Genomic DNA, 22,657 nt, shown 5'->3' with positions numbered 1-22,657 from the left:
CACCGACGTGTCGCGCACGAAATGCTGCATACAGGCTGTCAGGTGTGGCTGCGAGTACCGCCATTCCTGAATCATTCTAGCTTCGAGACGCTTTCCGCCTCCTCGACTCGACCCGTCGTGACAGGTCGGTCAACAGCCATCTAGCGACTACGTCAGGTCCGTTCATGTCGTGGCTGGCGAACTTGATTTCGTCCTCGAAGTAGACGATAACCGTGCCGCTCATGACACGATAGCGGCCCCGATAGCGGGTGCCATTCAATTCGACTTCGATTTCCTTGGTGGATTCGTAATCTTCGACCATCAACACCGCTCTGTAGTAACTATGACGAGTCGAACTTACCCAATCACATGAGGTACGTCAACGACACAGGAGAGGAGCCTTTCTGTGCCCTTCTTTCAATGCGGCAGAATGTGGCGTTGCACGGCGTCGCGCTGGTTATCGATGTCAATGCGGCCCTAGTGCCGATGTCGCAAATTCTCGCGGACGCGCTTGGCCACGAGGACTGTCATGTAATCCATTATCCGTGCGCCGTGGCTGTATTCGGCCCACGTGTCCTCATACAGCTTCGACACGGTCTCGGTGGGGGTATTGGTGTCAGAGGCAATAGCCTTGATGATATCTTCAACGTTGGGCTGGGCCATGGCGCTCTCCTGGCGTTGAGTAGGAACGGCAACTTCGGGAGGTCGATTAGACGACGCTGCCCGGCCATATGCAAATTGAATAGACCTATCGCTTCGTTTTGTCTGTAGAGACACTCTTGCGTTCTCTCGACCACTGGTGCGCTTACTCCACTGCTCCGTGCCCGACACGGATGAGCTGCGAAATGCTTATGCCCGACGCGCACTATACAAATTCAATCTTTTCAGCTACTTGTCCAACTTGCCCGTGAATTGTCCACAGCCTTGCGAACAGATTGTGTGGACAACTTGATGGTCCTGGCCCGAGGGCGCATCTCCAATGCAGTCTGGTAATCGCAAATTAACGGTGTATACTGTTTATACCGTTAATCAGTCTGGAGATGGTCATGAGTGAACCCAGCGTGAGGAAGCCGACGAAGAAGGCCTTTCACTTCCCGAAGAATGCCAACGGCCATGCGAAAGTCGATGAGAAGCCAGCGGATGAGAAGAGTATGGCCGCAGCCGCAGCGCCAGATGTCCAGCCAGCTCCGACGAAGGCCGACAAACAGAAGCGCGCGAAACCCGTTGAGGCCGCACAGGTCAGTCCAGCAGCAGAGGTGAAAGCGAAACGCGCGAAGAAAGAGAAGGTGGTGCGCGACAGCTTCACGATGCCGAAGTCCGACTACGAGAAAATCGCGGTACTGAAACAGAAGTGTCTCGACGCCGGCGTCTCGGTGAAAAAAGGCGAGCTTCTGCGCGCCGGTCTGCTCTTGCTGGACTCGGCGCCCACCATCGAGGGTCTGCTGGCAGCTGTTTCTGCGGTCGAAACCGTCAAGACTGGTCGACCAGCAAAATCATAGCGGTACCACGGTCCGAGCGGATTGCCGTGCGGACCGGGGTTCGCCGCTGTGCTTCGCTGGATGCTCCTGCATGTTTCGTGGAGCTTCGACCACGTTCCTTACGACTCGACCCTAAACTGATACCGCGGTCACGAAACCGAATGGCGATTAGGCAAATAGCCGGGGCGGTTGAAGGGGATTCCGATGCCACACGAGCACCTTTCCAGTCGATTCGACGCTGACATCAACCACGTATTGTCCAAGGTGTTCGAGATGGGCGGCTTCGTTGAATCGCAAGTCGTCAATGCGATGCAGGCGCTTAACCACCTCGATTTGGACCTGGTCGACAGAATCTGTGCCGACGAGCGTCGACTCAACGCCATCGAAGTGGAAGTCGATGAAGAGTGCATCAACATAATCGCGCGGTATCAGCCGGCTGCACGCGACCTGCGTCTGCTGATGGCTATCTCGAAGACGGTCACGAACCTCGAGCGTGCAGGGGATGAAGCGCGGAAAGTCGCGAAGCGGACTCGGCGAATTGCAGAAGACGGCAACGCAATGGCCATCAATATCGCGGAAATCGCGTTATCCGGTGAGATGGCCATGACTATCCTCCGCCGTGCACTTGATGCATTCGCGCGCCGCGACACAGGTGCTGCAGCACAAATCCTCCGCGATGACGACGCTATCGATGACCAGTTTCGTTTGTTCGTCTATAAGCTGGTGAAGTACATGAGGGAGGCTCCCCGAATCATCCCCATCGCGCTGGACTACCTCTTCATCGCAAAGGCCATCGAACGCATTGGCGACCATGCGACGAACATAGCGGAATTAGTCATCTACATTGTCAAAGGAAAGGACGTGCGCCACGTTTCCCGTGAACAACTCGAACGCGAAGCCTTCGGTCAATGACAGAGCGCGAAAGCAGGACGAAGCCGGGAGCGCACCGGTCGCGAAGACGGACTGACAACTGCGCGAGTCGCGAACGTGAAGCGTGCGCTCGCACGCATAAAGCCATTCGCTAGATATGTCTTTACATCTCCTTCAATCGAAGACTTCTTCTGACATACAAAAGCCATAAGTTGCACGGGACTCTTTTAACAGATGACCTCCGCAGGAGCGGAACTCTTTCGTAAGCACGTAACAGAAAAAGGGTGCTAAGCGTTAAACATGCCCCCACGCTCTTTGCGGCTGGTTAGAGCTGGCCCTGTGCCCGTCAGCTCGCTCGAATCAGACAATGCCGCCGAGTTTCCCCGCGGCGCGGTTGGCCAGTATGGACTGCAGCTTCTCGAGAGACAGACGTTTGGTGAGGTGATAGTCAAAGCCAGCAGCAAGTGCTCGCGATTTATCGGACTCCGCCGCATACCCAGTGAGGGCTATCAGCATAACGTTATCAAGTCGTTCGTCAGCCCTTATCACGCGGGCGACCTCAAAACCATCTGGATTTGCCCCTGTACCTCCGGGTTCGCCTCCTTAACGAATCGCACTGCATCGCGCCCGTTGTCGCACATTGTGATTTGATGTCCTTCCAGCTTGAGCAGAATACCCAACGACTGAAGCACATCCGGATTATCGTCAACCAGCAGGAGGCGGACGGGTTCCAGACATAACGACTCTGCCGAATCTTTCGTTGGAAGCCGCTCTGTCCGAGACCGAAGTATCGGTAGACGCAGAGTGACAGCTGTTCCTCGGTTAGTTCCCTCGCTGTGAATCGAGATGGTTCCGTCGTGAAGCTCCACCATGCGCTTGGCCACCGCAAGGCCGATGCCCAGGCCGCCTTCTGCCCAGGCGCTACCGCAAGCAGACTGAGCAAATAGTTCGAAAACATGCGGCTGGACGGAGCTGTCGATGCCAATGCCGTTGTCGACAATTTCGATAACGACCACATCCCGTCCTCGGCCTTTTCCATATCACCCGGGATTTTTACCGCCAGCTCGATTGTGCCGCCGGCCGGCATGTATTTGACAGCGTTTGGCAGCAGGCTGGCAAGAACCTGACTCAGCCTGACATGGTCGGCCCGAACCGGCACTGGACGTCAAGGCCAGTCAACTTGAGCGAATGTCGTCGCGACTCGATGTGATGCTTCACGGCGGTCACTGCGTCGAACGCAATCTCATTGAGCGATGTATCGCTGTGCTTGATGGAGAGCTTTCCGTGCTTTAGCCGGGCGGCATCCATGAGGTCGTCGACAAGCGTTCGCAGATGCCTCATCTGCGCGCTGCGCAACAGTCAGAACCTCGACCGCCTTTTCGTTGCCCGCGCACAGTCGCGTCGCTGCGCCGATTGCACTGTCGATAGGCGCCATCGGGTTTCTGAACTCATGTCCGAGCATTGCTATGAACTCGCCATGCGACCTTGGTGCCGAAAACGTTATGCGATGTCCCAGCGAGGGCTGGCTCAACACGAGCGAGTTCGGCTGCTGTCAGTAGCTCGTCGGGCACATTGGCCTCTTTGAGCACGGCAATATCCTTGGCCGCCCCGTCAAACTGCTGCTGCGTACGGAAGACCTGCAGCGTGCCGCCCGTTCGCCCTTCGTATTGGATGCCAGTCTCAGCCCGCAGTATCTTCAGGCAATCGCGACTGTATTCCGCGAGCCGAACCATTCGGTTCTTGTTGATGGCATAGCGCTCGGCAGTGCAGTTTTGCAGCATCTGCCACATCCACTGGAACTGGAACTGCTTGTCGTCATCGTCAGGTCTGATTGCGAGCGGCGCGTGCTTCTGGAACATCCACTTCACGGCTTTCAACGGGACGCCAGGCGCTGCCCACGGCGCTGCGTAACCTGGAGAAATCTGACCCGCGTTCGCGAAGCTCGTTTCGAGCGCGGGTCCCTTTTCTCGGTCAACGACGGTCACTTCGTGGCCAGCCCGCGCGAGGTAAAACGCACTCGTTACGCCAACAACTCCACTCCCCAGCACGACGACTCGCATACGACAGTCTCCGACAACGCCAAATGGCTGAATACAGTTGATAAAAACTTCAGATGCGCGAGATACCAGTCGATGTCCGCATGTTATCCGGACGTAGGTGGGTTTTTTTACTGTTTGAGCGTGGTTTTTTGGTTGAAGGAGCTGTCCCATCCCGCGCGGTCGCCAAGCTATGAGCCGACTGGCGCGATAGTCCGTTTCGCCAACTTTCGCCTACGGGCGCTCACCCAGGCAATCGCCTAGTTGACAGCAGAAATTATGGCTTCCTACACTGCATACATCGCTGCACACAGATAAACACACAGACTTGTGTGGTGAGCGAGTTCTTATTAGGACTAACCCTGCTCTGTGAGGTCATGATGATTCGAATGTTTCGTTTTTCCCGCCAAGCTGTTGTGTGCCTGGCTGCCGCTCTTTCTATGCTTGCCGTCGTTCCCGCTAAAGCTGACGATGCGTGGCAAAGCGTGAAGAAAGCCGGCGTTCTTCGCTGCGGCGCGGCCGTGGCTCCGCCTTATGTGATGCGCGACCCGAAGACGGGCGAATACAGTGGTTTCTTTTCGGAGCTGTGCCGCAATTTCGGCGAGAAGGTCTTGAAGGTGAAGGTCGAGTTCGTCGACACGACTTGGGACAACATCGTCGCGGGACTCCAGTCGGATAAATGGGACCTTTCGCTCGCACTGAACGACACCCCGGAGCGCGAAAAGGCCGTCTCTTTCTCAGTCGGCGCGATTCCGTACAACGTTTCGCTGGTGTACAACAAAAACAACCCGAAAATTAAGGGAGCGAAAACTATTGCCGAAATCGACAAACCCGGCGTGACCATTGCCGTGATGTCGGGGACAGTGCAGGACAAGGCAATTAGTTCTGTCGTCAAACAAGCCCAAATCATGCGGCTCCCCGGTAACGACGAGACCCGCCTTGCGCTCATGTCCAAGCGTGCAGACCTGCTTGCAGATGCGAACATCACCAATATGTTGCTGACACAGGCGCATCCCGAATGGGCGGTTGCAATTGAGCCCAACCCGCCACTGGCCCAACAGGAAGTTGCGTTTGGAGCCAGAAAGGAGACGTCAGCATCTGACCTCGCCTTCCTGAACAACTACGTGAACGAGCAGAAAAAGTCAGGCGCACTCGACAAGCTCATCAAATCGTCGGTCCAGACGATGCTCGTGACGACCAAGTAACGAAGTGCTGGCGTGCGATACGGTTGGTCCCGCTTTGCGTCCGAGGATGTCGCGGCGCGCCCTCGAGTTATGAGGGCGCGCAGGCCGGCCATCCTCATCGGTTTTGGCTGCATGAACGGCCTTCAGTTTTCCGTCTGGCCCTCAGTGGGGGCTGACGGCGACACGCCGTCACGTCCCGACGAACGACGCGGAGTCAGGCATTCGCCTTTCGCTCTTTATCGCTGGACGCTACGTCAGTTTCTCCCACGCAAGTGATCTCCCTGGAGACGTGCCACGCGTCATTGACAGCTCAAATTTTGAGCGCCTATGATGTGTACACAGATGCACACAGTACAACACACAACAATGTGTGGGGATGTCGAGAACGCTTTCATGGCGTCAGCGGAAGGGCGACCTTCTCGACCGAATAGAGCACGGCAGGTTCCCATATCGACGCGCCACCAAAGCGCAGCCCGTTGGAGAGTTACATGTTGCCATCGCAAACTATGGTTGCTGAATCGGTTCCGCCGGCAGTCTTCGATGTTTCGCCCGCGACTCATGGCGAATTCGTTCAATTCAATGGCGTGTACAAGTCCTACGGTGAGAACCTGGTCGTCATGGACCATCTGGACCTGGAAATGCGCGCCGACGACCGCCTCGTCATCATCGGCCCCAGTGGAAGTGGAAAGAGCTCGCTCCTGCGAGTCATGATGGGCCTCGAAGGGATTCAGGGCGGGCAGATTGGCTTCCAGGGTAAGCCCTACATTTACGGCGCAGACTCCGGCCGCTCCAAGCGTATCGACGCCAAACTGCAAAAGCAGATTGGCATGGTGTTCCAGCACTACACGCTTTTCCCGCACCTGTCTGTTCTTGGCAACCTCATCCTCGCGCCCGTAAAGGTCGGCGGCCTCTCGAAGGCAGAGGCTACAGAGCGCGCACGGACGTATCTGGCTCGACTCGGGCTGGAAAGCAAGCTACACGCATATCCCAGCCAGCTATCGGGCGGTCAGAAGCAACGCGTCGCTATCGCTCGCGCGCTGATGCTCGAACCGAAGTTGATGTTGTTCGATGAAGTGACCTCTGCGTTGGACCCGGAGATGGTTGTCGAAGTGCAGAACGTCATGTTGCAGTTGGCCGAGCAGAAGATGGCCATGATTATCGTGACGCATGACATGCACTTCGCTCGCGATATTGCGACCCGCGTGGTGTTCTGTGCGTCCGGAAAAATCGTTGAGCAGGGCGCGCCTGCCGAAATGTTCAAGTGCCCCAAAGAAGCACGCACGCGTGAATTCCTCGAAAAAGTGCTTCATCTCGACTGAGGTCAAACATGAACTATCACTTTGATTTCGGGTTTCTCCAAGGAAGCTTCGGTGCCCTGCTGTCTGGACTAAGGGTCACTATCGAACTGGCACTCGCAGCGAACGCAATGGGCCTGGTACTCGGATTCTTTCTTTGCCTGCTCGCGATGAACCGCTGGATAGTTGTTCGTTGGCCGGCACAGCTTTTCATCGAATTCTTCCGCTGCACGCCGGCGCTTCTTCAAATTGTCTGGTTCTTTTACTGCATCCCAATGATGGTCGACGTGTTTATAGACCCTATCGTGATGGGCATTCTCGCGCTCGGTCTGAACCTGACGGCGTTTAATGCAGAGGCATACCGAGCCGGCATTCAGTCAGTGCCGAAGGAGCATCTCGATGCATGCGTGGCTCTTGGCCTGAAGCCGTGGCAACGGACGATGTATGTGGTGCTTCCGCAAGCGTTGCGTAGCGCTACTCCGGTGCTCATGACCAACGGCATCTCGAGCCTTCAGCAAAGTGCACTGGTTGCGATCGTCGCGGTTGCAGACCTCATGTACGTAGGCAAGAGTCTCGCGACCGAAGCATATCGCCCGCTCGAAACGTACACGGTGGTCGCGCTCATCTATTTTGCTCTCTCGCTGCCCATCGCCAGGCTGGTCAACGTGATTGAGCGTCGCCAGGATCTCGCGGTCCAGCGCTGAGGAGAAAGCCATGCAACTCGATTTCTCGGCTGTATTCCCTTATTGGCTGGTCTTACTCAAGGGCCTCGGTCTCACCCTCGCAATAACCAGCAGCTGCGCGGTTATTGGAAGCCTCGGTGGATTCATCCTCAGCATGCTACGTATGTCTCCGTCGAAGCCGGTGAAAGCTGTAACGACGCTCTATGTCGAGTTCTTTCGTGGCACTCCGCTGCTGATTCAGCTGTTCTGGGTGTTCTTCTGTTTTCCGGTCGTTTTCCGGCTTCCGATTCCGCCGTATCTGTCGGTCGTGATTTCGCTGACGTTGTACATGACTGCTATTACGAGCGAGACGTTTAGAGGTTCATTGAAGTCGATTTCTTCAGAGCAACACGATGCGTGTATCGCCTTGAGCCTGTCGCCACAGGCAAAAATTCTGTACGTCATCTTCCCGCAAGCGCTGTTGCGAGCCATTCCGCCGCTCCTTTCGAACATCGTCAGCCTGTTCAAGGAGAGCGCGTTGATTTCGTCGGTTGGCGTGGCAGACCTTATGTTCGTCGGTCAGAACATCTCGAACAGCACGGCCAAGCCGGTCGAATTCCTGACCACCGTCGCCCTGATTTACTTCTTCGTCGCTTTCCCGCTGACGCGTCTGGTCGGCGTGGTCGAGACGCGCATGCTTAGGCGATACGCCTACTAACTCACCTGTACTTGCTAAGTCGGAGAAAACACATGGAAATGAAAGGTATCTTGCCCGCCCTGGTTACGCCGTTCGATTCGAAGGGAGCTGTCGACCATGACACGTTGGCATCCATCATCGAGTTCCAACTGAAGGCGGGTGTCAAGGGCTTCGTACCGCTGGGCTCGACGGGCGAATACTACGCGCTTAATAACGAAGAGCGCCGCGCCATCCTGAAGACCGTTCGTGAAGTCGTCGGCGACCGCGGTATCCTGATTGCAGGTGCCAACGGCTCATCCACGCGCGAGGTTATCGAGCAGGTGAAGCAGACGCGTGATGCAGGGTACACCAATCTGCTCATCGCACCGCCGTACTACGCGCTTCCGTCGCAGGAAGAGCTCATCGGCCACTACGAGGCAATTCTTGAAGCTGTGCCGGAAATCGATCTGGTCGTCTATAACTATCCGGTCCGTACCAACGTCGAAGTCGGCTACGACGTCCTCGACGCATTTAAGGACAACCCGCGCGTTATCGGCATCAAGGAAAGCAGCGGCAATCTGCTGCGTGCTATCGAAATCGGTTCAAAGTACAAGCACCACTATCAGCTGTCGTGCGGCTCGGACGACCAGGCCCTCGACTTCTTCCTTTGGGGGGCAAGCAGCTGGATTTGCGGACCCGCAAATTGCTTCGCGAAGAAGACCGTCGAAATCTATGACAAGTTCGCCGCAGGCGACATCTTTGGCGCGCAGGCGGTGATGCGCACACTGTTCCCGGTAATGGCGAGCATGGAAGCAGGAAAGTTTGTGCAGAAGGTGAAGTACGGCTGCGAGCTTGCTGGTTTCAAGGTCGGCAACGCGCGTATGCCGCTCAAACCACTGACCGATGAAGATAAGGCTGAATTCCGCAAGGTCTTCGAAGCGTCGCAGGCGTAATCTCGAAGGGTGCGTCGCGTCAAGCCTTGGGGCGACGCAATTGCAAAGAGAAGAGGAACATGTCCAGACACACCTTTGCCTGTATCGAGGGCCATACCGAAGGTATGCCCGTGCGCATGGTCATCAGTGGCGGCCCTGAGCTTCAAGGCGCAACGATGAACGACCGCCGGTTATTTTTTGTTGAGAACTATGACTGGGTTCGTCGCGCATTGATGCTTGAACCGCGTGGCCATTCACACATGTCCGGAACAATCTTCTATCCGGCGTTGAGTAACAACGCCGACTTCAGTCTGCTTTTCATCGAAACGTCGGGTTGCCTCCCCATGTGTGGGCATGCGACGATTGGCTCAATTTCCTTTGCGCTGGAAGCCCGCCTCATCTCGCCGAAGCAACCGGGCCTCGTCGTCGTCGATGTGCCGGCCGGTCAGGTGACCGCTCGCTATGAGATGGATGGCGACCGCGTTGCTTCAGTTCGATTCACAAACGTCCCAAGCTTCCTGTTGCATCGCGACGTCGAAATCTCGCATCCGCAATTTGGAAAACTCACTGTGGACATCGCCTACGGTGGGAACTTTTACCCCATCGTCGAGGTTCAGGAAAACTACCCCGGTTGCGAGCACTTCTCCCCTGAGCAGCTGCTTGAATGGGGACGCGATATGCAGAGGCTCGTCAATGACGCGATTGACGTCGTCCATCCGGACAACGCGCAAATTCGCGGCGTCAAACACTGCATGTGGACAGGTCGACCTATCGACCCTGAATCCGACGGACGCGCGGTCGTCATTGCTGGAGATAGCCTGATTGACCGTTCGCCGTGCGGAACGGGGAGCTCTGCGCGAGTCGCACAACGTTTCGCCCGGGGACTGCTTGACCAAGGTCAGCCTTTCAAGCACGAGAGCCTTATCGGCAGTCGCTTCATCGGCCGCGCCGAAGAGCCGACTAAGCTCAAAAGTGGTCTGGACGCGGTGTTCCCAAGCATCGAAGGACGAGCGTGGATTACGGGACGTGGCGAACACTATGTTGATGACGCACAGCCCTACGCATATGGTTTCAGCCTGCAGGAGTTTGCAAAGTGAACGCAGTTCCGCGTCAGCATTTTCCGGGAGCAACAGCGGCCGTGCCGCGCGAGACTGCAGTGGCCATCGGGGGCGGCATCGTTGGCGTATGTTGCGCGCTCTACCTTCTGCGTGAAGGGTATGCAGTTACGCTCGTGGACCCGGAGGTCCCAGGCAACAGTACCGCGAAATGGAGCTGCGGCCAGATGGCGGTGAGCGAGGTCATCCCGCTATCCAAACCCGGCATTCTGAAAAAGGTGCCTGGATGGTTGATGGACCAGAACGGACCGCTTGCCTTGCGTCCTCGAGCATTGCCCGGAATTCTGCCGTGGTTCGCGCGCTTCGTTGCGTCAGCGCGCCATTCGAAGATTGTGGACATTGCACAGGCATTGGCCACATTGACTCACGACGTGTACGACGACTACGCGCCGCTTCTCGAAGAATGCGGCGATAAAGCCCTCCTTGGTCAGCATCCGGTGATTGAACTGTTTGACCACGCCAGCGCGATCGAACGCGACAAGGAGCATCTCGAGTTACGCGAATCACTGGGCTTTCCCTGTCAACGTCTTTCGGCTAAGGAAATAGCTGACCTGGAGCCGACGCTTTCGGGCCGCTTCGCACACGGTCTGCTTTTCCCGGATTGGCGTTTCGTGAATGACACGGAAGGCTTCATTGCGGCGTTGACCGATAGCTTCGTTTCCAGTGGAGGCGTACGGGTGCAGTCGGGCGCCGCGCGAATCAACGAGTCGGGAGGCCTGGCTACTGGAGTTTCACTTCGCAATGGGCAGCAGATTCCGGCAAACCATGTCGTTGTTGCAGCAGGCATTGGCTCAAGGCACTTCTTTGACCAGTTGGGCGTTAAGGTGCCGCTCGAAGGGATTGCCGGTTATCAGGCTCTCATTCCGAATCCGAACGTGGACATCCGACACTCAATCATTTATGCGGATGGCGGGTTTTGCTTTACGCCGATGACCCGTGGTCTTCAAATTGGCGGCACCATCGAATTCGCAGGTCGTAACGCTGAGCCAAATTTCCAGCGCGCAGAAATCATTCTTGAAAAAGCCAAGCGGATTCTGCCCGAGCTTCGAACCGACGACGTTGAGTTCGGCGTCGGATACAGACCTTTCCTGCCCGATACGAAACCTGTTATCGACCGCTCACGCCGGCTGAGCAACGTGTTGATGGCCTTTGGCCACGGCCAGCTTGGACTGACGCTCGGAGCAACGACGGGCAGATTGATTGCCGACATGATCGCCGGTCGCGCCACCAAACAAAACCTCGCGCCATTCAGCGCCTACCGCTTTGCCTGAGAGAACATTCATGAAATCGTACGAACGACTTTTCATCGACGGCCGATGGGTCGCACCCATCAAAAATGGAAGCTTTGAGACCATCGACCCCAGCAGTGAGCAGGTCATCGCCAAAGTCGCCGCAGCGACAGCGGAAGATGTTGACCTCGCTGTAAAGGTCGCGCGCAAGGCGTTCGATGACGGTCCGTGGCCGCGCATGAGTGGTACGGACCGTGCAGCAGTGCTTCGTCGTATCGGCAAAGGCATTCGCGAGCGCCTCCAGGAACTGGCAGAAATCGAAGTCCGCGACAACGGCAAGCCGCTCCCCGAAGCGCTCTGGGACCTCGGCGACGCCGCTGGCTGCTTTGAGTTCTACGCAGGTCTTGCCGAAAAACTCGATGAGACCGCAGAAACACCCGTGGCTCTGTCCGACGACCGGTTTACTTCGGTGGCAAGGAAGGAGCCGGTTGGCGTGGCGGGCGCCATCATTCCATGGAATTTCCCCATGTTGATGGCTGCATGGAAGGTCGCTCCGGCATTGGCGGCTGGCTGTACGATGGTACTAAAGCCTTCGGAGCTCACGCCGCTTACTGCGCTCGAACTCGGAAATATCGCTGCTGCGGCCGACCTGCCGCCTGGTGTGCTGAATATCGTGACTGGACTTGGTAAAGATGCTGGCGCCCCGTTGAGCGAGCACCCTGGCATCGACAAGCTTGCTTTCACGGGCAGCGTGCCGACAGGCAGCCGCATCATGCAGGCCGCAGCGCGCGACATCAAGAACATAAGCCTGGAACTTGGTGGAAAGTCGCCATTCATCGTGTTCGACGACAGTGACATAGACGCGGCAGTCGAATGGATTATGTTCGGCATCTTCTGGAACCAAGGCGAGGTTTGCTCTGCAACATCGCGCGTTCTCGTGCAACGCGGAATCTACGACCGCCTGCTCGCTCGCTTGAAGGAAGAGACGCAGAAAATCACCATTGGCAACGGCCTGCGTGACGGCGTACTGCTCGGTCCGATTGTCAGCCGGGGGCAGTACGACAAGATTCAGAACGCCGTTGCCCGTGGAAAAGAGGAAGGGGCGCGACTGGTCGTGGGCGGGGGCCGTCCGGAGCATCTGGACAAGGGTTACTTCATGGAGCCGGTCGTGTTTGCCGACGTGCCTGAAGATAGCTGGGTCTGGAATGAAGAGATTTTTGGACCTGTGGTGTGCATTCGTCCGTTTGACGATGAGGCGCAAGCCGTGCGTTCTGCAAACGACTCCCGTTTCGGTCTGGCAGCTGCCGTAATGTCGAACGACAACGAGCGATGCGAGCGCGTTGCGCGAGCCCTCCGCGCGGGTATTGTCTGGATTAACTGTTCGCAACCGACGTTCACCGAAGCGCCCTGGGGCGGCTACAAGCAGAGCGGCATTGGTCGGGAACTCGGCGAATGGGGCCTGAACAATTACCTGGAAACGAAGCAAATTACAAGGTACAACAGCGACAAGCCGTGGGGCTGGTACATCAAGTAAGGTAGGTCAATCATGCGGTGGAAGAAGACGCTCCAACTCGTAGACGTACACTGCGAAGGCGAGATAGGCAAAGTCATCACGGGTGGTGTCGTTGGCATCCCTGGTGCGACGATGCTCGACAAGATGAACTACATCAACGAAGTGGATGACAGTCTTCGGAGGTTGGTCGTCTTGGAGCCGCGAGGCTGCCTCCAGATGTCAGTCAATCTGCTGTTGCCGCCGACGCGGCCGGACGCGCATGCTGGCTTCATCGTCCTGCAAGCAGATAAGGCCCATCCGATGTCGGGCAGCAACGCAATTTGTGTCGTTACGGCGCTGCTCGAACTGGGTATGGTGGAAATGCAGGAGCCAGAGACTACCGTCGTACTCGACACCCCTGCAGGACTCGTGACTGCCCGGGCCTCCTGCAAGGGCGGTCGCTGCACGTCGGTCTCGCTTGACATGGTGCCGTCGTTTGTCGAGCACCTGGACTTCAGTATCCAAACTGAGCGATACGGGAACCTTAAGGTCGACGTCGCGTTCGGTGGGGTCTATTACGCTCTCGTCGACGTGCAACAGGTAGGCCTCGCTATTGCACCGGAGAATGCTCGCGAACTTGCGGAACTCGGTGTCGCATTGAAGAACGTCATCAACGACCAGATTCAGATACGGCATCCACTTTATCCAGAGATAAATGAGGTTGCCTACGTGATGTTTCGCAATAGGGTCAGCGATGAGTTGTATCAGACGTGCACGACGCTGCCTCCGGGGCGAGTTGACCGGTCCCCCTGTGGGACAGGAAGTTCGGCCAACCTGGCGACGCTGGCGGCACGTGGTCTGGTCGATGTGGGCAGCCGACTGACGTCCCGTTCAACTATCGGCGGGGAATTCGTTGTGGAGTTGCTCGGGAAGTCGGAAGTTGGCGGGAAGCCGGCCATCCTTGCGCGAGTGCAAGGGCGAGCCTGGGTGTTCGGAATTCAGCAAATTGGCGTCGACCCTGACGACCCCTTGGCTGCCGGTTTCATGTTGAGCGACACATGGGGTTCGGGTTTCCCGCAGGTGTCTGAGAAGGAGCGCGCACAATGATAAACTTGAATGCGCGCCCGTCTTTTCGGGCCCATCATGATGGCGGTGAAACGATGAGCAAAGCTACCACGGAGACTGAAGCCAGTGGCCGCCGCCATGGCGGAAAGTACATTTACGAAGAGTTGCGCAAGCAAATCCTCACTCTGCAACTCAAGCCCGGTGCTCCACTGGACGAGGTCTCGCTTGCAGAACAATTTGGTCTGTCCCGCTCGCCTGTGCGCGACGCGCTGGCGAGACTGACCAGCGAAGGCCTGGTGACGATTCTTCCGAATCGGACCACGCTCGTCACTCCATTCGAGATTGAAGAGTTCCCGAAGTATGTGTCTGCGCTGGACCTGATTCAACGGGCTGTCACCCGCCTCGCCGCGTTGCACAGGACCGAGGCCGACCTTAAGCGCATCCAGAAAGCAGACGATGTCTACATGGAGGCAGTCGACAGCGGTGACTTCAATGCGATGTCGGAGACGAATAAGGCTCTGCATATGACCATCGCGCAGGCGGCAAACAATCCGTATTTCGTTGGGTACTACGAGCGGCTGTTGGGTGAAGGGCAGCGTTTGTTGCATCTTCATTTCGACTTCACCACTACTTCGCCGACCGCAACCAAACTGGGGCGTGACCACGCAGAAATCATCGACGCGATTGCGCGAAAGGACGCGGACGCGGCCGAGAGGTTAGCGCACGAGCACACCATGTTGTTTCAGAAGCGCTTTCTGGACTACATGCGCCAAAATATGACGGAAACGATGGCGCTTCTCTGATTCATTCTCTGATTCAAGCAGGCAGCTTTGGCCTCTCCAAGGCTGCCTTTTTCACGCCAACAGTCAGCCGGAATCCCCGGCCAATCCCTTCAAGAATGTCCACAGTTCAGGAACATCAGACGTTGCGGCGTTGAACCTGAACCACTCTGACGCCGGCTCACCTGGTCGAAAGTATGAGCCCGGGGCAAGCCAGATTCCCTTGCTCAACGCATCATTTGTTACCGCGATGCTGTCTTCTGGTCGGATTGGCAACTTCGCCCAAAGGAACAAACCGGAGTTTGGTGTGTGGAAAACTTCAAGTCCTGCATTGGCCATTGAACGAGTGACATTGGCATGCGCGTTGAAGAGCCGCTCCCGTACGTGCGCAGTGTGCCGGTCGTAGTGACCTTCGATGAGAATGTTTGCTACTGCGCGCTCAGTCACTTCAGACGACGTCAAACCGACCGCCATCTTGGTCTGTGCAAACCTCGAAATTAGTTCACGGTTTGCGGCGACATAGCCAACTCGCATGGCAGGCGTTATGGTTTTGGAGAAACCAGATACGTAGATGACCTTCTGAAGCCCTTCCATCGCACCAAGACAGGGTGACCCTGCCGGAGCGAGCTCCCGCGAAATGTCGTCTTCGACAATCCAGACGCCCTCCCGGTCGGCAATCTGCAACAACCGGAACGCCGAGGATGCGCTCAACGACGTACCCGATGGATTCTGCAGTACGGTGTTGATGAACATGATTTTCGGACGGTGTTCCTTCACCACCTCTTCTAGTTCGGCGCTGTCGATGCCGTCTGGTGTTCGCGGAACACTGACGACGTTGATAAACGCCACTTTCAGAATCTGAAGCAGATTGCAGTAACACGGGTCTTCAACAACGACCGTGTCGCCGGGCCTTAGCAACGTACGAACGACAAGGTCGAGCGCCTGCGTGACACCTTGAGTCAGAAGAATGTCGCTAGTACCCACGGAAAGCGAATACCTGCGCAAAGAGTTTGCTATGTGCTCTCGCAACGTTGCCAGTCCATATGGATGACCATAGCCACCAATACGCGGTCCCGGTATCCGACTAACAACGCGCAGCGCGTGTTGAATGCCGCTTTCGTTAACCCAGTCGTTGGGAATCCAACCGCACCCTGCTTTGATAGGCACAGACTGGTCCGCAAATACGTCCGAAAGCAGCCACGCTGCGTTCAGGCTAGGCGCGCTCCACGCCGGTGCTGCTGGTGCTTTCGCAGCGGGCGTTGCAAGTCGGTAGCCGGCGCCTGCGCGTGCCACAACGAGCCCGAGCGAAGCAAGTCGTTGATAGGCTTCCGAAACAGTGTACGTACTAAGGTTGTGGGATTTCGCGAATGCCCGCACGGAGGGGAGCGGCGAACCGGCAGCATACGTCCCCGTCCGCAGCTCCTGTTCGATGGCCGAAACAATCTGGTCGACCAGCGTACCTTCGTTCTTTCTTGAACGGGTCAGATTCAGCTTGAACATTTCAATACAGTCGCGAGGAGAAAATCAGCACGGTCTGGTAAGTGTCTTTTTGCTGTCCAGTGATTGTAGCGTGCGGACCCGGTAAAGTTGGCTCCATATTCACGGAGCAATTTCATGAACACACCGCAAAGCAGCCCCGACCTCTCGAACTTCTGGATGCCCTTCACGGCGAATCGACAATTCAAGGCAGCCCCGCGGCTGTTCAAGTCTGCCAAGGGTATGTACTACACGACGGTCGATGACCGACCTGTGCTCGACGCCACGGCCGGCCTCTGGTGCGTGAACGCCGGACATGGTCGCTCGGAAATTACACAGGCGGTGTCGGAGCAGCTTGCCACCATGGATTATGCGCCGACATTCCAGATGGGCCATCCGCTCGCCTTCGAGGCAGCAACCAAGGTCGCCGAGTTCATGCCGGCCGGGCTCGACCGCATCTTCTTCACGAACTCGGGTTCGGAATCGGTCGATACAGCATTGAAGATGGCTTTGGCATTTCATCGTGCGCGTGGCGAGGGGCAACGTACCCGGTTCATCGGCCGCGAGCGTGGCTATCACGGTGTTGGGTTCGGGGGTATCTCGGTCGGCGGCATTCTCGCAAACCGCAAAACCTTCTCATCTGATGCCGCATGTTGACCACCTGCCGCATACGCTGAATATCGCAGAAGCGGCATTCACGCGAGGTCAACCAACGTATGGCGCACATCTGGCCGATGAACTCGAGCGAATCGTCGCGCTCCATGACGCTTCGACTATCGCGGCTGTCATCGTCGAACCACTCGCTGGCTCGACGGGCGTGATTGTTCCACCGAAAGGATACCTGGAACGACTGCGTGAACTGTGCACAAAGCACGGCATCCTGCTTATTTTCGACGAAGTCATCACCGCGTTTGGCCGCCTCGGCGCGCCGACTGCAAGTGAGTATTTTGGTGTCATGCCCGACGTCATCACGATGGCAAAGGCAATCAACAACGCAGCCATCCCGATGGGCGCCGTCGCCGCGAGCCGTGTTGTGCATGACACGGTCGTCAATGCCGGAGCGGAAAACGCAATCGAATTCTTCCATGGCTATACGTACACCGCGCATCCCGCTGCGGCAGCGGCGGCCGTTGCGACGCTCGACATCTACAAGCGTGACCGCCTCTTCGAGCGCGCGAGGGAGTTGTCCGGCGTGTTCGAAGACGCAGTGCACGAACTGCACGGCTCTCCTCACGTAAAGGACATCCGTAACCTCGGACTTGTCGCAGGCGTTGAACTGGAATCACGCCCGGGCGCGCCGGGTGCACGCGGATACGAAGTCTTCCTGAAATGCTTCGAAGCAGGTGTGCTCGTGCGCTACACAGGGGACATCCTTGCCTTCTCGCCACCCTTGATTGTGGATGAGCAGAAGATTGACCAGATTTTCTCGACGGTGCGGGACGCGCTGCGTAACGTTGCCTGAAATTTACTAGCAAGCTGTTTCAGCTTGTACCGCATCCGGAGTTCTCAACATGAACGTAGCAAACGAAAAGGCAAATCTCTCTGTCAAGCAGGTAAGCCATTTCATCGATGGTGAGGTTGTCGCTCCGTCGAGCGACCGCTTCAAAGACGTCTTCAATCCCGGGACCGGCGAAGTGACGGCGGCGGTTGCACTGGCCTCCGTGGAAGAAGTCGGCCGTGCCGTAGAGGCGGCGAACGCCGCATTCCCGAGCTGGAGCGAAATGGCTCCGCTCAAGCGGGCGCGCATCCTGTTCAAGTTCAAGGAACTGCTGAACAAGCATCACGATGAACTGGCGATGCTCATCACGCGCGAACACGGTAAAGTCTTCACCGACGCGCAGGGTGAAGTTGTTCGCGGCATCGAAGTAGTGGAATTTGCATGCGGCATTCCGAACCTCCTCAAGACCGACTTCACCGACCAGATTGGCGGAGGCATTGACAACTGGAACCTGCGTCAGCCGCTGGGCGTAGTTGCCGGCATCACGCCGTTCAACTTCCCTGTTATGGTTCCGATGTGGATGTTCCCGGTCGCACTTGCGTGCGGCAATACATTCGTCTTGAAGCCCTCGGAGCGTGACCCCTCCGCATCGCTTCGTCTGGCTGAACTACTGAAGGAAGCTGGATTGCCGGACGGCGTCTTTAACGTAGTGAACGGGGATAAGGTCGCCGTCGATGCTCTCATCGAACATCCTGACGTCGCGGCAATCTCCTTCGTAGGCTCGACGCCGATTGCAGAATACATCCACGCGGAAGCGTCGAAGCGCGGCAAACGTGTTCAGGCCCTCGGTGGCGCAAAGAATCACCTCGTCGTGATGCCGGACGCAGACCTCGACCAGGCGGTGGACGCGCTGATTGGTGCTGCCTACGGCTCGGCGGGCGAGCGATGCATGGCCATTTCGGTCGCAGTCGCTGTTGGTAGCAACGGAGACCAGCTCATCGAGAAGCTGATTCCGCGTGTGAAGTCGCTCATCATCAAGAACGGCGAGAATCTGGACGCTGAGATGGGGCCGCTCTTGACGGCAGAGCACAAGGCGAAGGTCGCGGGCTACATTGCCGCTGGAGAAGCAGAAGGCGCGAAGCTCATCGTCGATGGGCGTGACCATCCTGTGAATACGGGAGACGGCTTTTTCCTTGGGGGCACGTTGTTCGACGATGTTCGAACGGACATGAAAATCTATAAGGAAGAGATTTTCGGGCCGGTACTCGCTGTCGTTCGCGTGCCGGACATTGCCAGCGCGGTGAAACTGATTAACGCGCATGAGTTCGGCAACGGCGTATCCCTCTATACATCGGACGGAGGCGTGGCGCGTGCCTTCACGCGTCAGATTCAGGTCGGCATGGTTGGGGTCAATGTTCCTATCCCGGTTCCGATGGCGTGGCATTCGTTCGGCGGCTGGAAGCGCTCGCTCTTCGGTGACCATCATGCCTACGGCGAGGAAGGTGTACGCTTCTACACGCGTTACAAGAGCGTGATGCAGCGTTGGCCTGACAGCATCGCCAAGGGTGCTGAATTCACGATGCCCGTCGCGAAGTAAAGGAAGCAGGTGACTGAGTCCGCGGTCGCCCTGGACCGCGGACTCAAACGCTACGCTCGGCCAGAACAGGTTGCCCCGTAACGATGGCAGGTACTACATCCGCCTCGACCAGAGTGCGGACTCCCTCGAAACAACTAAGGCTTCGGAGCGACTGGATGATTGTTCGGGGTTGGAAGTTCGTGTGTGCGTCTCTGTGCGCCGCGGTCGCGTTGAGTGGACACGCGGAGGAAGTGAAGGTCGTGAAGATAGGTTTTGGCGCTCCACTGACGGGCTTTTCGGCGTCGTACGGAAAGGACGAAGAGAATGCTGTCCGGATTGCGTTTGACGAAGCCAACGCGGCAGGGATAGTCATTGCCGGTCAGAAGATTCGATTTGAGCTTGACGCTCAAGATGATGCAGGAGACCCGGAAACTGCCGTGCTGGTCGGACAACGATTTGTAGATGAAGGCGTGAGCGGTGTCATCGGGCACCATAATTCGGGTTGTTCCATCGCCGCATCATCCGTATATCAAAGGGCGGGCGTCCCACAAATATCACCATCGTCAAGTTCACCTGCATACACAGCGCAGGGATTCAACACCACGTTTCGTACCATCAGCAATGACAGCCAGATGGCAGTCCTGGCGGCGAATTATTCGGTCAAGCAACTCGGCTCTAAGCGTATTGCTGTTATTGACGACAGCACAGACTACGCAACCAACCTGGTCACCGAATACGTTAAAGCAGTGCAGCGAGCTGGCGGTGAAGTCGTCACGTGGCAGTACACAACGACAAAGTCTCTCGACTTTCGGGCTGTCCTCACGACAATTAAAGGCTTTACTCCTGACCTGATTTTCTACGCCGGACAAGATGTGCAAGCTGCTGGTCTGGTCAAGCAAATCTATCAATTGGGCATCAAGTCGAAGTTCATGGGCGAAGGAGGGTTCACTAACGAGAGCTTTCTGAAGCTCGCGGGGCCTAACGCACAAGGTATGTACAGTTGGGACTACGGCTTGCCGCTTTCCCGAATGCCTCGAGCCGAGGTGCTAGAGTCCGAGCCTCAAATGCCGGATTTGCAGACGCGTGTCTACTGCCGTTCACGTTGTGCAATTCATGCAGCTGAACGCGTCGAAGGCCCAATGCAAAAAAGCCGCCCGTAAGGCGGCTCTGTCGCATACAGCTGATGGTGCCGGGGCCGGAATGGAAAAATTCCGGCTATCGCTTTGCTGGAGCGGGTTCGTGGAATTTTGCCGGTACGGATACCACCAAAAATACCACCGGGCGTGGGTACTAGGTCATTCACGTGCTTTTGGCTGGCCATTCTGTCTTTTGCATATGTGTCATGTCGAGACTCCGCTTGACACGTATTGGGCCGTATTCGACCCAAAGGGGGCGCCGACGGCCTCGTCTAGACTGCTTCTCAGGGGAAGATCGGTGTCGTGGGCTCCGCGCCTTCGAGATCGGCCTTCGGAAAATGCTGCGCGACCATCTGCTTGATCTCATGTTCGCGCGATGCAGGCACGTCGGCCACGATCAAGATCTGGCCATCACGTATGGCGCCACGAAAGCGCTCGAGTCGTGCATTCGGTTCGTCGACGCCGATCATCGCGGCCGTCCAGGGCCCGAAGCCCGCACCCGCCAACGTCAATGCGCTGACGGCGCCGCCCGCAATAGCGAACTCAGCGGGAGGAAAGACCAGCGCCACGAGGCCGAGAAGCGCTCCGGTCGCACCGCCGAGCGCCACGCCGCGTTCGAGCGAGTGCACGACGTCGCTGCTATGCAGCAAGGATGCCTCGGGTAACTGTCCGAGTGCGACACTGTGATTCGCGAGGACACGGATATGTCGCGATGTGATCCGCGCCTGCAGCAAGTCGTCGTGCGCACGTCGCACACGTGAACAGACCCTAAACACCCGGCGCCCTTGGAAAACGGCCGCCTCGGCAACCAATGCTGGAGGCGGCCGTTTTGCATTGCATCGCGGCAAGGGACTCCTCCATTCGCCCGATCCGTATATGGGGCGCGCTTCCCCCTGGCGCTGTCTTGCACGATGCAGAGGAGAGGACTACCTTTGCTTTAGAGCCGCTTACAATGCTCAGCGAAGCGGTCCTGGCAGAAGTGCCGGCGCAGGCAGTACGAAGTACGGCAGGCGGCACAACGACGGCCAGGAGCCTTTTTTGTTAGCGGCTCCAGCGAGTGACGCGCAGCGAGGTGGACTATGGCGCTTGCGATTGCCCTGAGCCTGATCATCGCATTGGCGGTAGGGTTTCACCTTGCCAGTCCCTGGTGGATCACGCCGATCGCCTCGAACTGGGTGCGCATGGACGACATGCTGACGATCACACTCGTCATTACCGGCGCGCTCTTCATCGCGATCAACCTGTTCATCGTGGTCGCACTGGTGCGCTACCGCAACCGCAGGGGGCATCGCGCTGCTTACGAGCCGCACAACAAGCGGCTGGAATGGTGGCTGATCGGGCTGACCACTGTCGGCGTGGCAGCGTTGCTGGCACCGGGGCTCTTCGTCTACGCAGACTTCGTACGGCCGCCGCGCAACGTGCTGCAGATGGAAGTGTTCGGCCAGCAATGGCAATGGCGCTTCCGCTTTGCCGGCCCCGGAGGCAAGCTGGGCACGACGGACGTGCGCTACATCAGCAACGACAACCCTTTCGGCCTGAACCCCGCCGACCCCAACGGCCGTGACAACTACCTGATCGAGACGCCCGAGGTGCACCTGCCGCTCAACCAGCCGATCCAGGTCCTGACACGGTCGCGCGACGTGCTGCACGACTTCTACGTACCGGCGTTCCGTGCGCGCATGAACATGGTGCCCGGCATGGTGACCACCTTCTGGTTCACGCCGACCAAGGCAGGGCGTTACGACATCCTGTGCGCGCAGCTTTGCGGTATCGGGCACTCCAACATGCGCGGCGTGGTGGTGGTGGAAGACAAAGCATCGTTCTCGCGCTGGCTGGCGCAGCAGAGCACGTTCGCGCAGCGGCAGCAGGCCACGGTGCAGGCCGCATCCGCTGCTGCAGGCGGCAGCGCCAAGGCGCTTGCTGACCAGGGCAAGACGCTCGCAGAGGGCAAAGGCTGCTTCGCCTGCCATACCGTGGACGGCAGTCCGCGCGTGGGCCCCACCTGGAAGGGCCTCTACGGCAAGACCGAAACGATGGCCGACGGCAGCACCGCTAAGGTGGACGAAGCCTATCTGCGCGCCTTCATCCGCAACCCGAAGGCCCGCGTCGTGAAGGGCTTCGCACCCATCATGCCGACCTTCGACCTGAGCGAGCAGGAGCTGACCGCGCTTGTGGCCTACATCGAATCGCAAGGCGGCCCGGCCGCCAGCAACGCAACCAATCCCTAGCGGAGCAGACG

General features: G+C 57.5%; 21 protein-coding genes and 2 pseudogenes. 16 read left to right on the top strand and 7 right to left on the bottom strand.

Annotation, left to right across the window (positions count from 1 at the left end; translation table 11 throughout):
* Window positions 1-76: 76 nt before the first annotated feature.
* Together OKW41_RS36685 and OKW41_RS36680 are read right to left on the bottom strand one after the other, a co-directional pair.
* Window positions 77-301 (bottom strand): hypothetical protein, encoded by a 225-nt coding sequence (locus OKW41_RS36685; RefSeq protein WP_429575592.1) that lies wholly within the window; start codon window positions 299-301, stop codon window positions 77-79.
* A gap of 155 nt (window positions 302-456) precedes the next feature.
* Window positions 457-642, bottom strand: a complete 186-nt coding sequence (locus tag OKW41_RS36680; protein ID WP_429575591.1) for a DUF3562 domain-containing protein — start codon at window positions 640-642, stop codon at window positions 457-459.
* A 383-nt stretch (window positions 643-1,025) separates the two neighbouring features.
* Between OKW41_RS36680 and OKW41_RS36675 the strand changes: the two genes are divergently transcribed.
* The gene (locus OKW41_RS36675; RefSeq protein ID WP_429575590.1) at window positions 1,026-1,478 is read left to right on the top strand and encodes a hypothetical protein; all 453 of its coding nucleotides are present in this window, start codon (window positions 1,026-1,028) and stop codon (window positions 1,476-1,478) included.
* Between the two features lie 183 nt (window positions 1,479-1,661).
* Entirely contained in the window at window positions 1,662-2,369 is a 708-nt protein-coding gene (gene phoU, locus OKW41_RS36670) for a phosphate signaling complex protein PhoU (RefSeq protein WP_429575589.1), read from the top strand.
* 318 nt (window positions 2,370-2,687) lie between these two features.
* On the opposite strand, the gene OKW41_RS36665 is transcribed toward phoU, so the two are convergent.
* The 3 genes and pseudogenes from OKW41_RS36665 to OKW41_RS36655 form a co-directional block, all read right to left on the bottom strand.
* Window positions 2,688-2,843, bottom strand: coding sequence for a hypothetical protein (locus OKW41_RS36665; RefSeq protein ID WP_429575588.1), 156 nt, complete (start codon window positions 2,841-2,843; stop codon window positions 2,688-2,690).
* A 29-nt stretch (window positions 2,844-2,872) separates the two neighbouring features.
* Entirely contained in the window at window positions 2,873-3,343 is a 471-nt protein-coding gene (locus tag OKW41_RS36660) for a hybrid sensor histidine kinase/response regulator (protein ID WP_429575587.1), read from the bottom strand.
* 474 nt (window positions 3,344-3,817) lie between these two features.
* Window positions 3,818-4,387: pseudogene (locus tag OKW41_RS36655) on the bottom strand (FAD-dependent oxidoreductase); the annotation flags it as partial.
* A gap of 311 nt (window positions 4,388-4,698) precedes the next feature.
* Between OKW41_RS36655 and OKW41_RS36650 the strand changes: the two are divergent.
* The 10 genes from OKW41_RS36650 (at window position 4,699) to OKW41_RS36605 (ending at window position 14,816) form a co-directional block, all read left to right on the top strand.
* Window positions 4,699-5,568 carry a substrate-binding periplasmic protein gene (locus OKW41_RS36650; protein ID WP_429575586.1) on the top strand — a complete coding sequence of 290 codons (870 nt, stop codon included), beginning with the start codon at window positions 4,699-4,701 and terminating at the stop codon, window positions 5,566-5,568.
* Window positions 5,569-6,035: 467 nt separating this feature from the next.
* Complete coding sequence (locus OKW41_RS36645) at window positions 6,036-6,866, top strand: amino acid ABC transporter ATP-binding protein (protein WP_429575585.1); 831 nt, start codon at window positions 6,036-6,038, stop codon at window positions 6,864-6,866.
* A gap of 8 nt (window positions 6,867-6,874) precedes the next feature.
* Window positions 6,875-7,546, top strand: coding sequence for an amino acid ABC transporter permease (locus OKW41_RS36640; protein WP_429575584.1), 672 nt, complete (start codon window positions 6,875-6,877; stop codon window positions 7,544-7,546).
* Window positions 7,547-7,556: 10 nt separating this feature from the next.
* The gene (locus OKW41_RS36635; RefSeq protein WP_429575583.1) at window positions 7,557-8,222 is read left to right on the top strand and encodes an amino acid ABC transporter permease; all 666 of its coding nucleotides are present in this window, start codon (window positions 7,557-7,559) and stop codon (window positions 8,220-8,222) included.
* A 32-nt stretch (window positions 8,223-8,254) separates the two neighbouring features.
* Window positions 8,255-9,133 (top strand): dihydrodipicolinate synthase family protein, encoded by an 879-nt coding sequence (locus tag OKW41_RS36630; RefSeq protein WP_429575582.1) that lies wholly within the window; start codon window positions 8,255-8,257, stop codon window positions 9,131-9,133.
* Window positions 9,134-9,192: 59 nt separating this feature from the next.
* Window positions 9,193-10,209, top strand: coding sequence for a 4-hydroxyproline epimerase (locus tag OKW41_RS36625; protein WP_429575581.1), 1,017 nt, complete (start codon window positions 9,193-9,195; stop codon window positions 10,207-10,209).
* Window positions 10,206-11,498, top strand: a complete 1,293-nt coding sequence (locus OKW41_RS36620; RefSeq protein WP_429575580.1) for an NAD(P)/FAD-dependent oxidoreductase — start codon at window positions 10,206-10,208, stop codon at window positions 11,496-11,498. Before OKW41_RS36625 ends, OKW41_RS36620 begins: the two co-directional genes overlap by 4 nt.
* 10 nt (window positions 11,499-11,508) lie before the next feature.
* The gene (locus OKW41_RS36615; protein WP_429575579.1) at window positions 11,509-12,990 is read left to right on the top strand and encodes an aldehyde dehydrogenase family protein; all 1,482 of its coding nucleotides are present in this window, start codon (window positions 11,509-11,511) and stop codon (window positions 12,988-12,990) included.
* 12 nt (window positions 12,991-13,002) lie between these two features.
* Window positions 13,003-14,055: a proline racemase family protein gene (locus OKW41_RS36610; RefSeq protein WP_429575578.1), complete on the top strand. Its 1,053-nt coding sequence runs from the start codon at window positions 13,003-13,005 to the stop codon at window positions 14,053-14,055.
* Window positions 14,056-14,108: 53 nt separating this feature from the next.
* Window positions 14,109-14,816, top strand: coding sequence for a GntR family transcriptional regulator (locus OKW41_RS36605; protein ID WP_429575577.1), 708 nt, complete (start codon window positions 14,109-14,111; stop codon window positions 14,814-14,816).
* 63 nt (window positions 14,817-14,879) lie between these two features.
* Here OKW41_RS36605 and OKW41_RS36600 read toward each other — a convergent pair whose 3' ends face one another.
* On the bottom strand, window positions 14,880-16,292 hold the full coding sequence (locus tag OKW41_RS36600) for a PLP-dependent aminotransferase family protein (protein ID WP_429575576.1): 1,413 nt from the start codon (window positions 16,290-16,292) through the stop codon (window positions 14,880-14,882).
* Window positions 16,293-16,406: 114 nt separating this feature from the next.
* Between OKW41_RS36600 and OKW41_RS36595 the strand changes: the two are divergent.
* The 3 genes and pseudogenes from OKW41_RS36595 to OKW41_RS36585 all read left to right on the top strand — a co-directional run bounded on the left by OKW41_RS36595 (window position 16,407) and on the right by OKW41_RS36585 (window position 20,442).
* Window positions 16,407-17,730, top strand: a pseudogene (locus OKW41_RS36595) (aspartate aminotransferase family protein).
* A gap of 49 nt (window positions 17,731-17,779) precedes the next feature.
* Window positions 17,780-19,303, top strand: coding sequence for a CoA-acylating methylmalonate-semialdehyde dehydrogenase (locus OKW41_RS36590; RefSeq protein WP_429575575.1), 1,524 nt, complete (start codon window positions 17,780-17,782; stop codon window positions 19,301-19,303).
* A 230-nt stretch (window positions 19,304-19,533) separates the two neighbouring features.
* Window positions 19,534-20,442 carry a branched-chain amino acid ABC transporter substrate-binding protein gene (locus OKW41_RS36585; protein ID WP_429575574.1) on the top strand — a complete coding sequence of 303 codons (909 nt, stop codon included), beginning with the start codon at window positions 19,534-19,536 and terminating at the stop codon, window positions 20,440-20,442.
* 260 nt (window positions 20,443-20,702) lie between these two features.
* On the opposite strand, the gene OKW41_RS36580 is transcribed toward OKW41_RS36585, so the two are convergent.
* Window positions 20,703-21,194, bottom strand: coding sequence for a DUF1269 domain-containing protein (locus OKW41_RS36580; protein ID WP_429575573.1), 492 nt, complete (start codon window positions 21,192-21,194; stop codon window positions 20,703-20,705).
* Between the two features lie 303 nt (window positions 21,195-21,497).
* Between OKW41_RS36580 and OKW41_RS36575 the strand changes: the two genes are divergently transcribed.
* Window positions 21,498-22,646 (top strand): cytochrome c oxidase subunit II, encoded by a 1,149-nt coding sequence (locus tag OKW41_RS36575; RefSeq protein WP_429451340.1) that lies wholly within the window; start codon window positions 21,498-21,500, stop codon window positions 22,644-22,646.
* Window positions 22,647-22,657 lie beyond the last annotated feature (11 nt).

Origin of the sequence: Paraburkholderia sp. UCT70, assembly GCF_050434085.1 — a bacterium.
In the GTDB taxonomy this organism is placed as follows: Bacteria; Pseudomonadota; Gammaproteobacteria; order Burkholderiales; family Burkholderiaceae; genus Paraburkholderia; species Paraburkholderia tuberum.
This window is presented reverse-complemented; position numbering and strand designations above follow the sequence as displayed.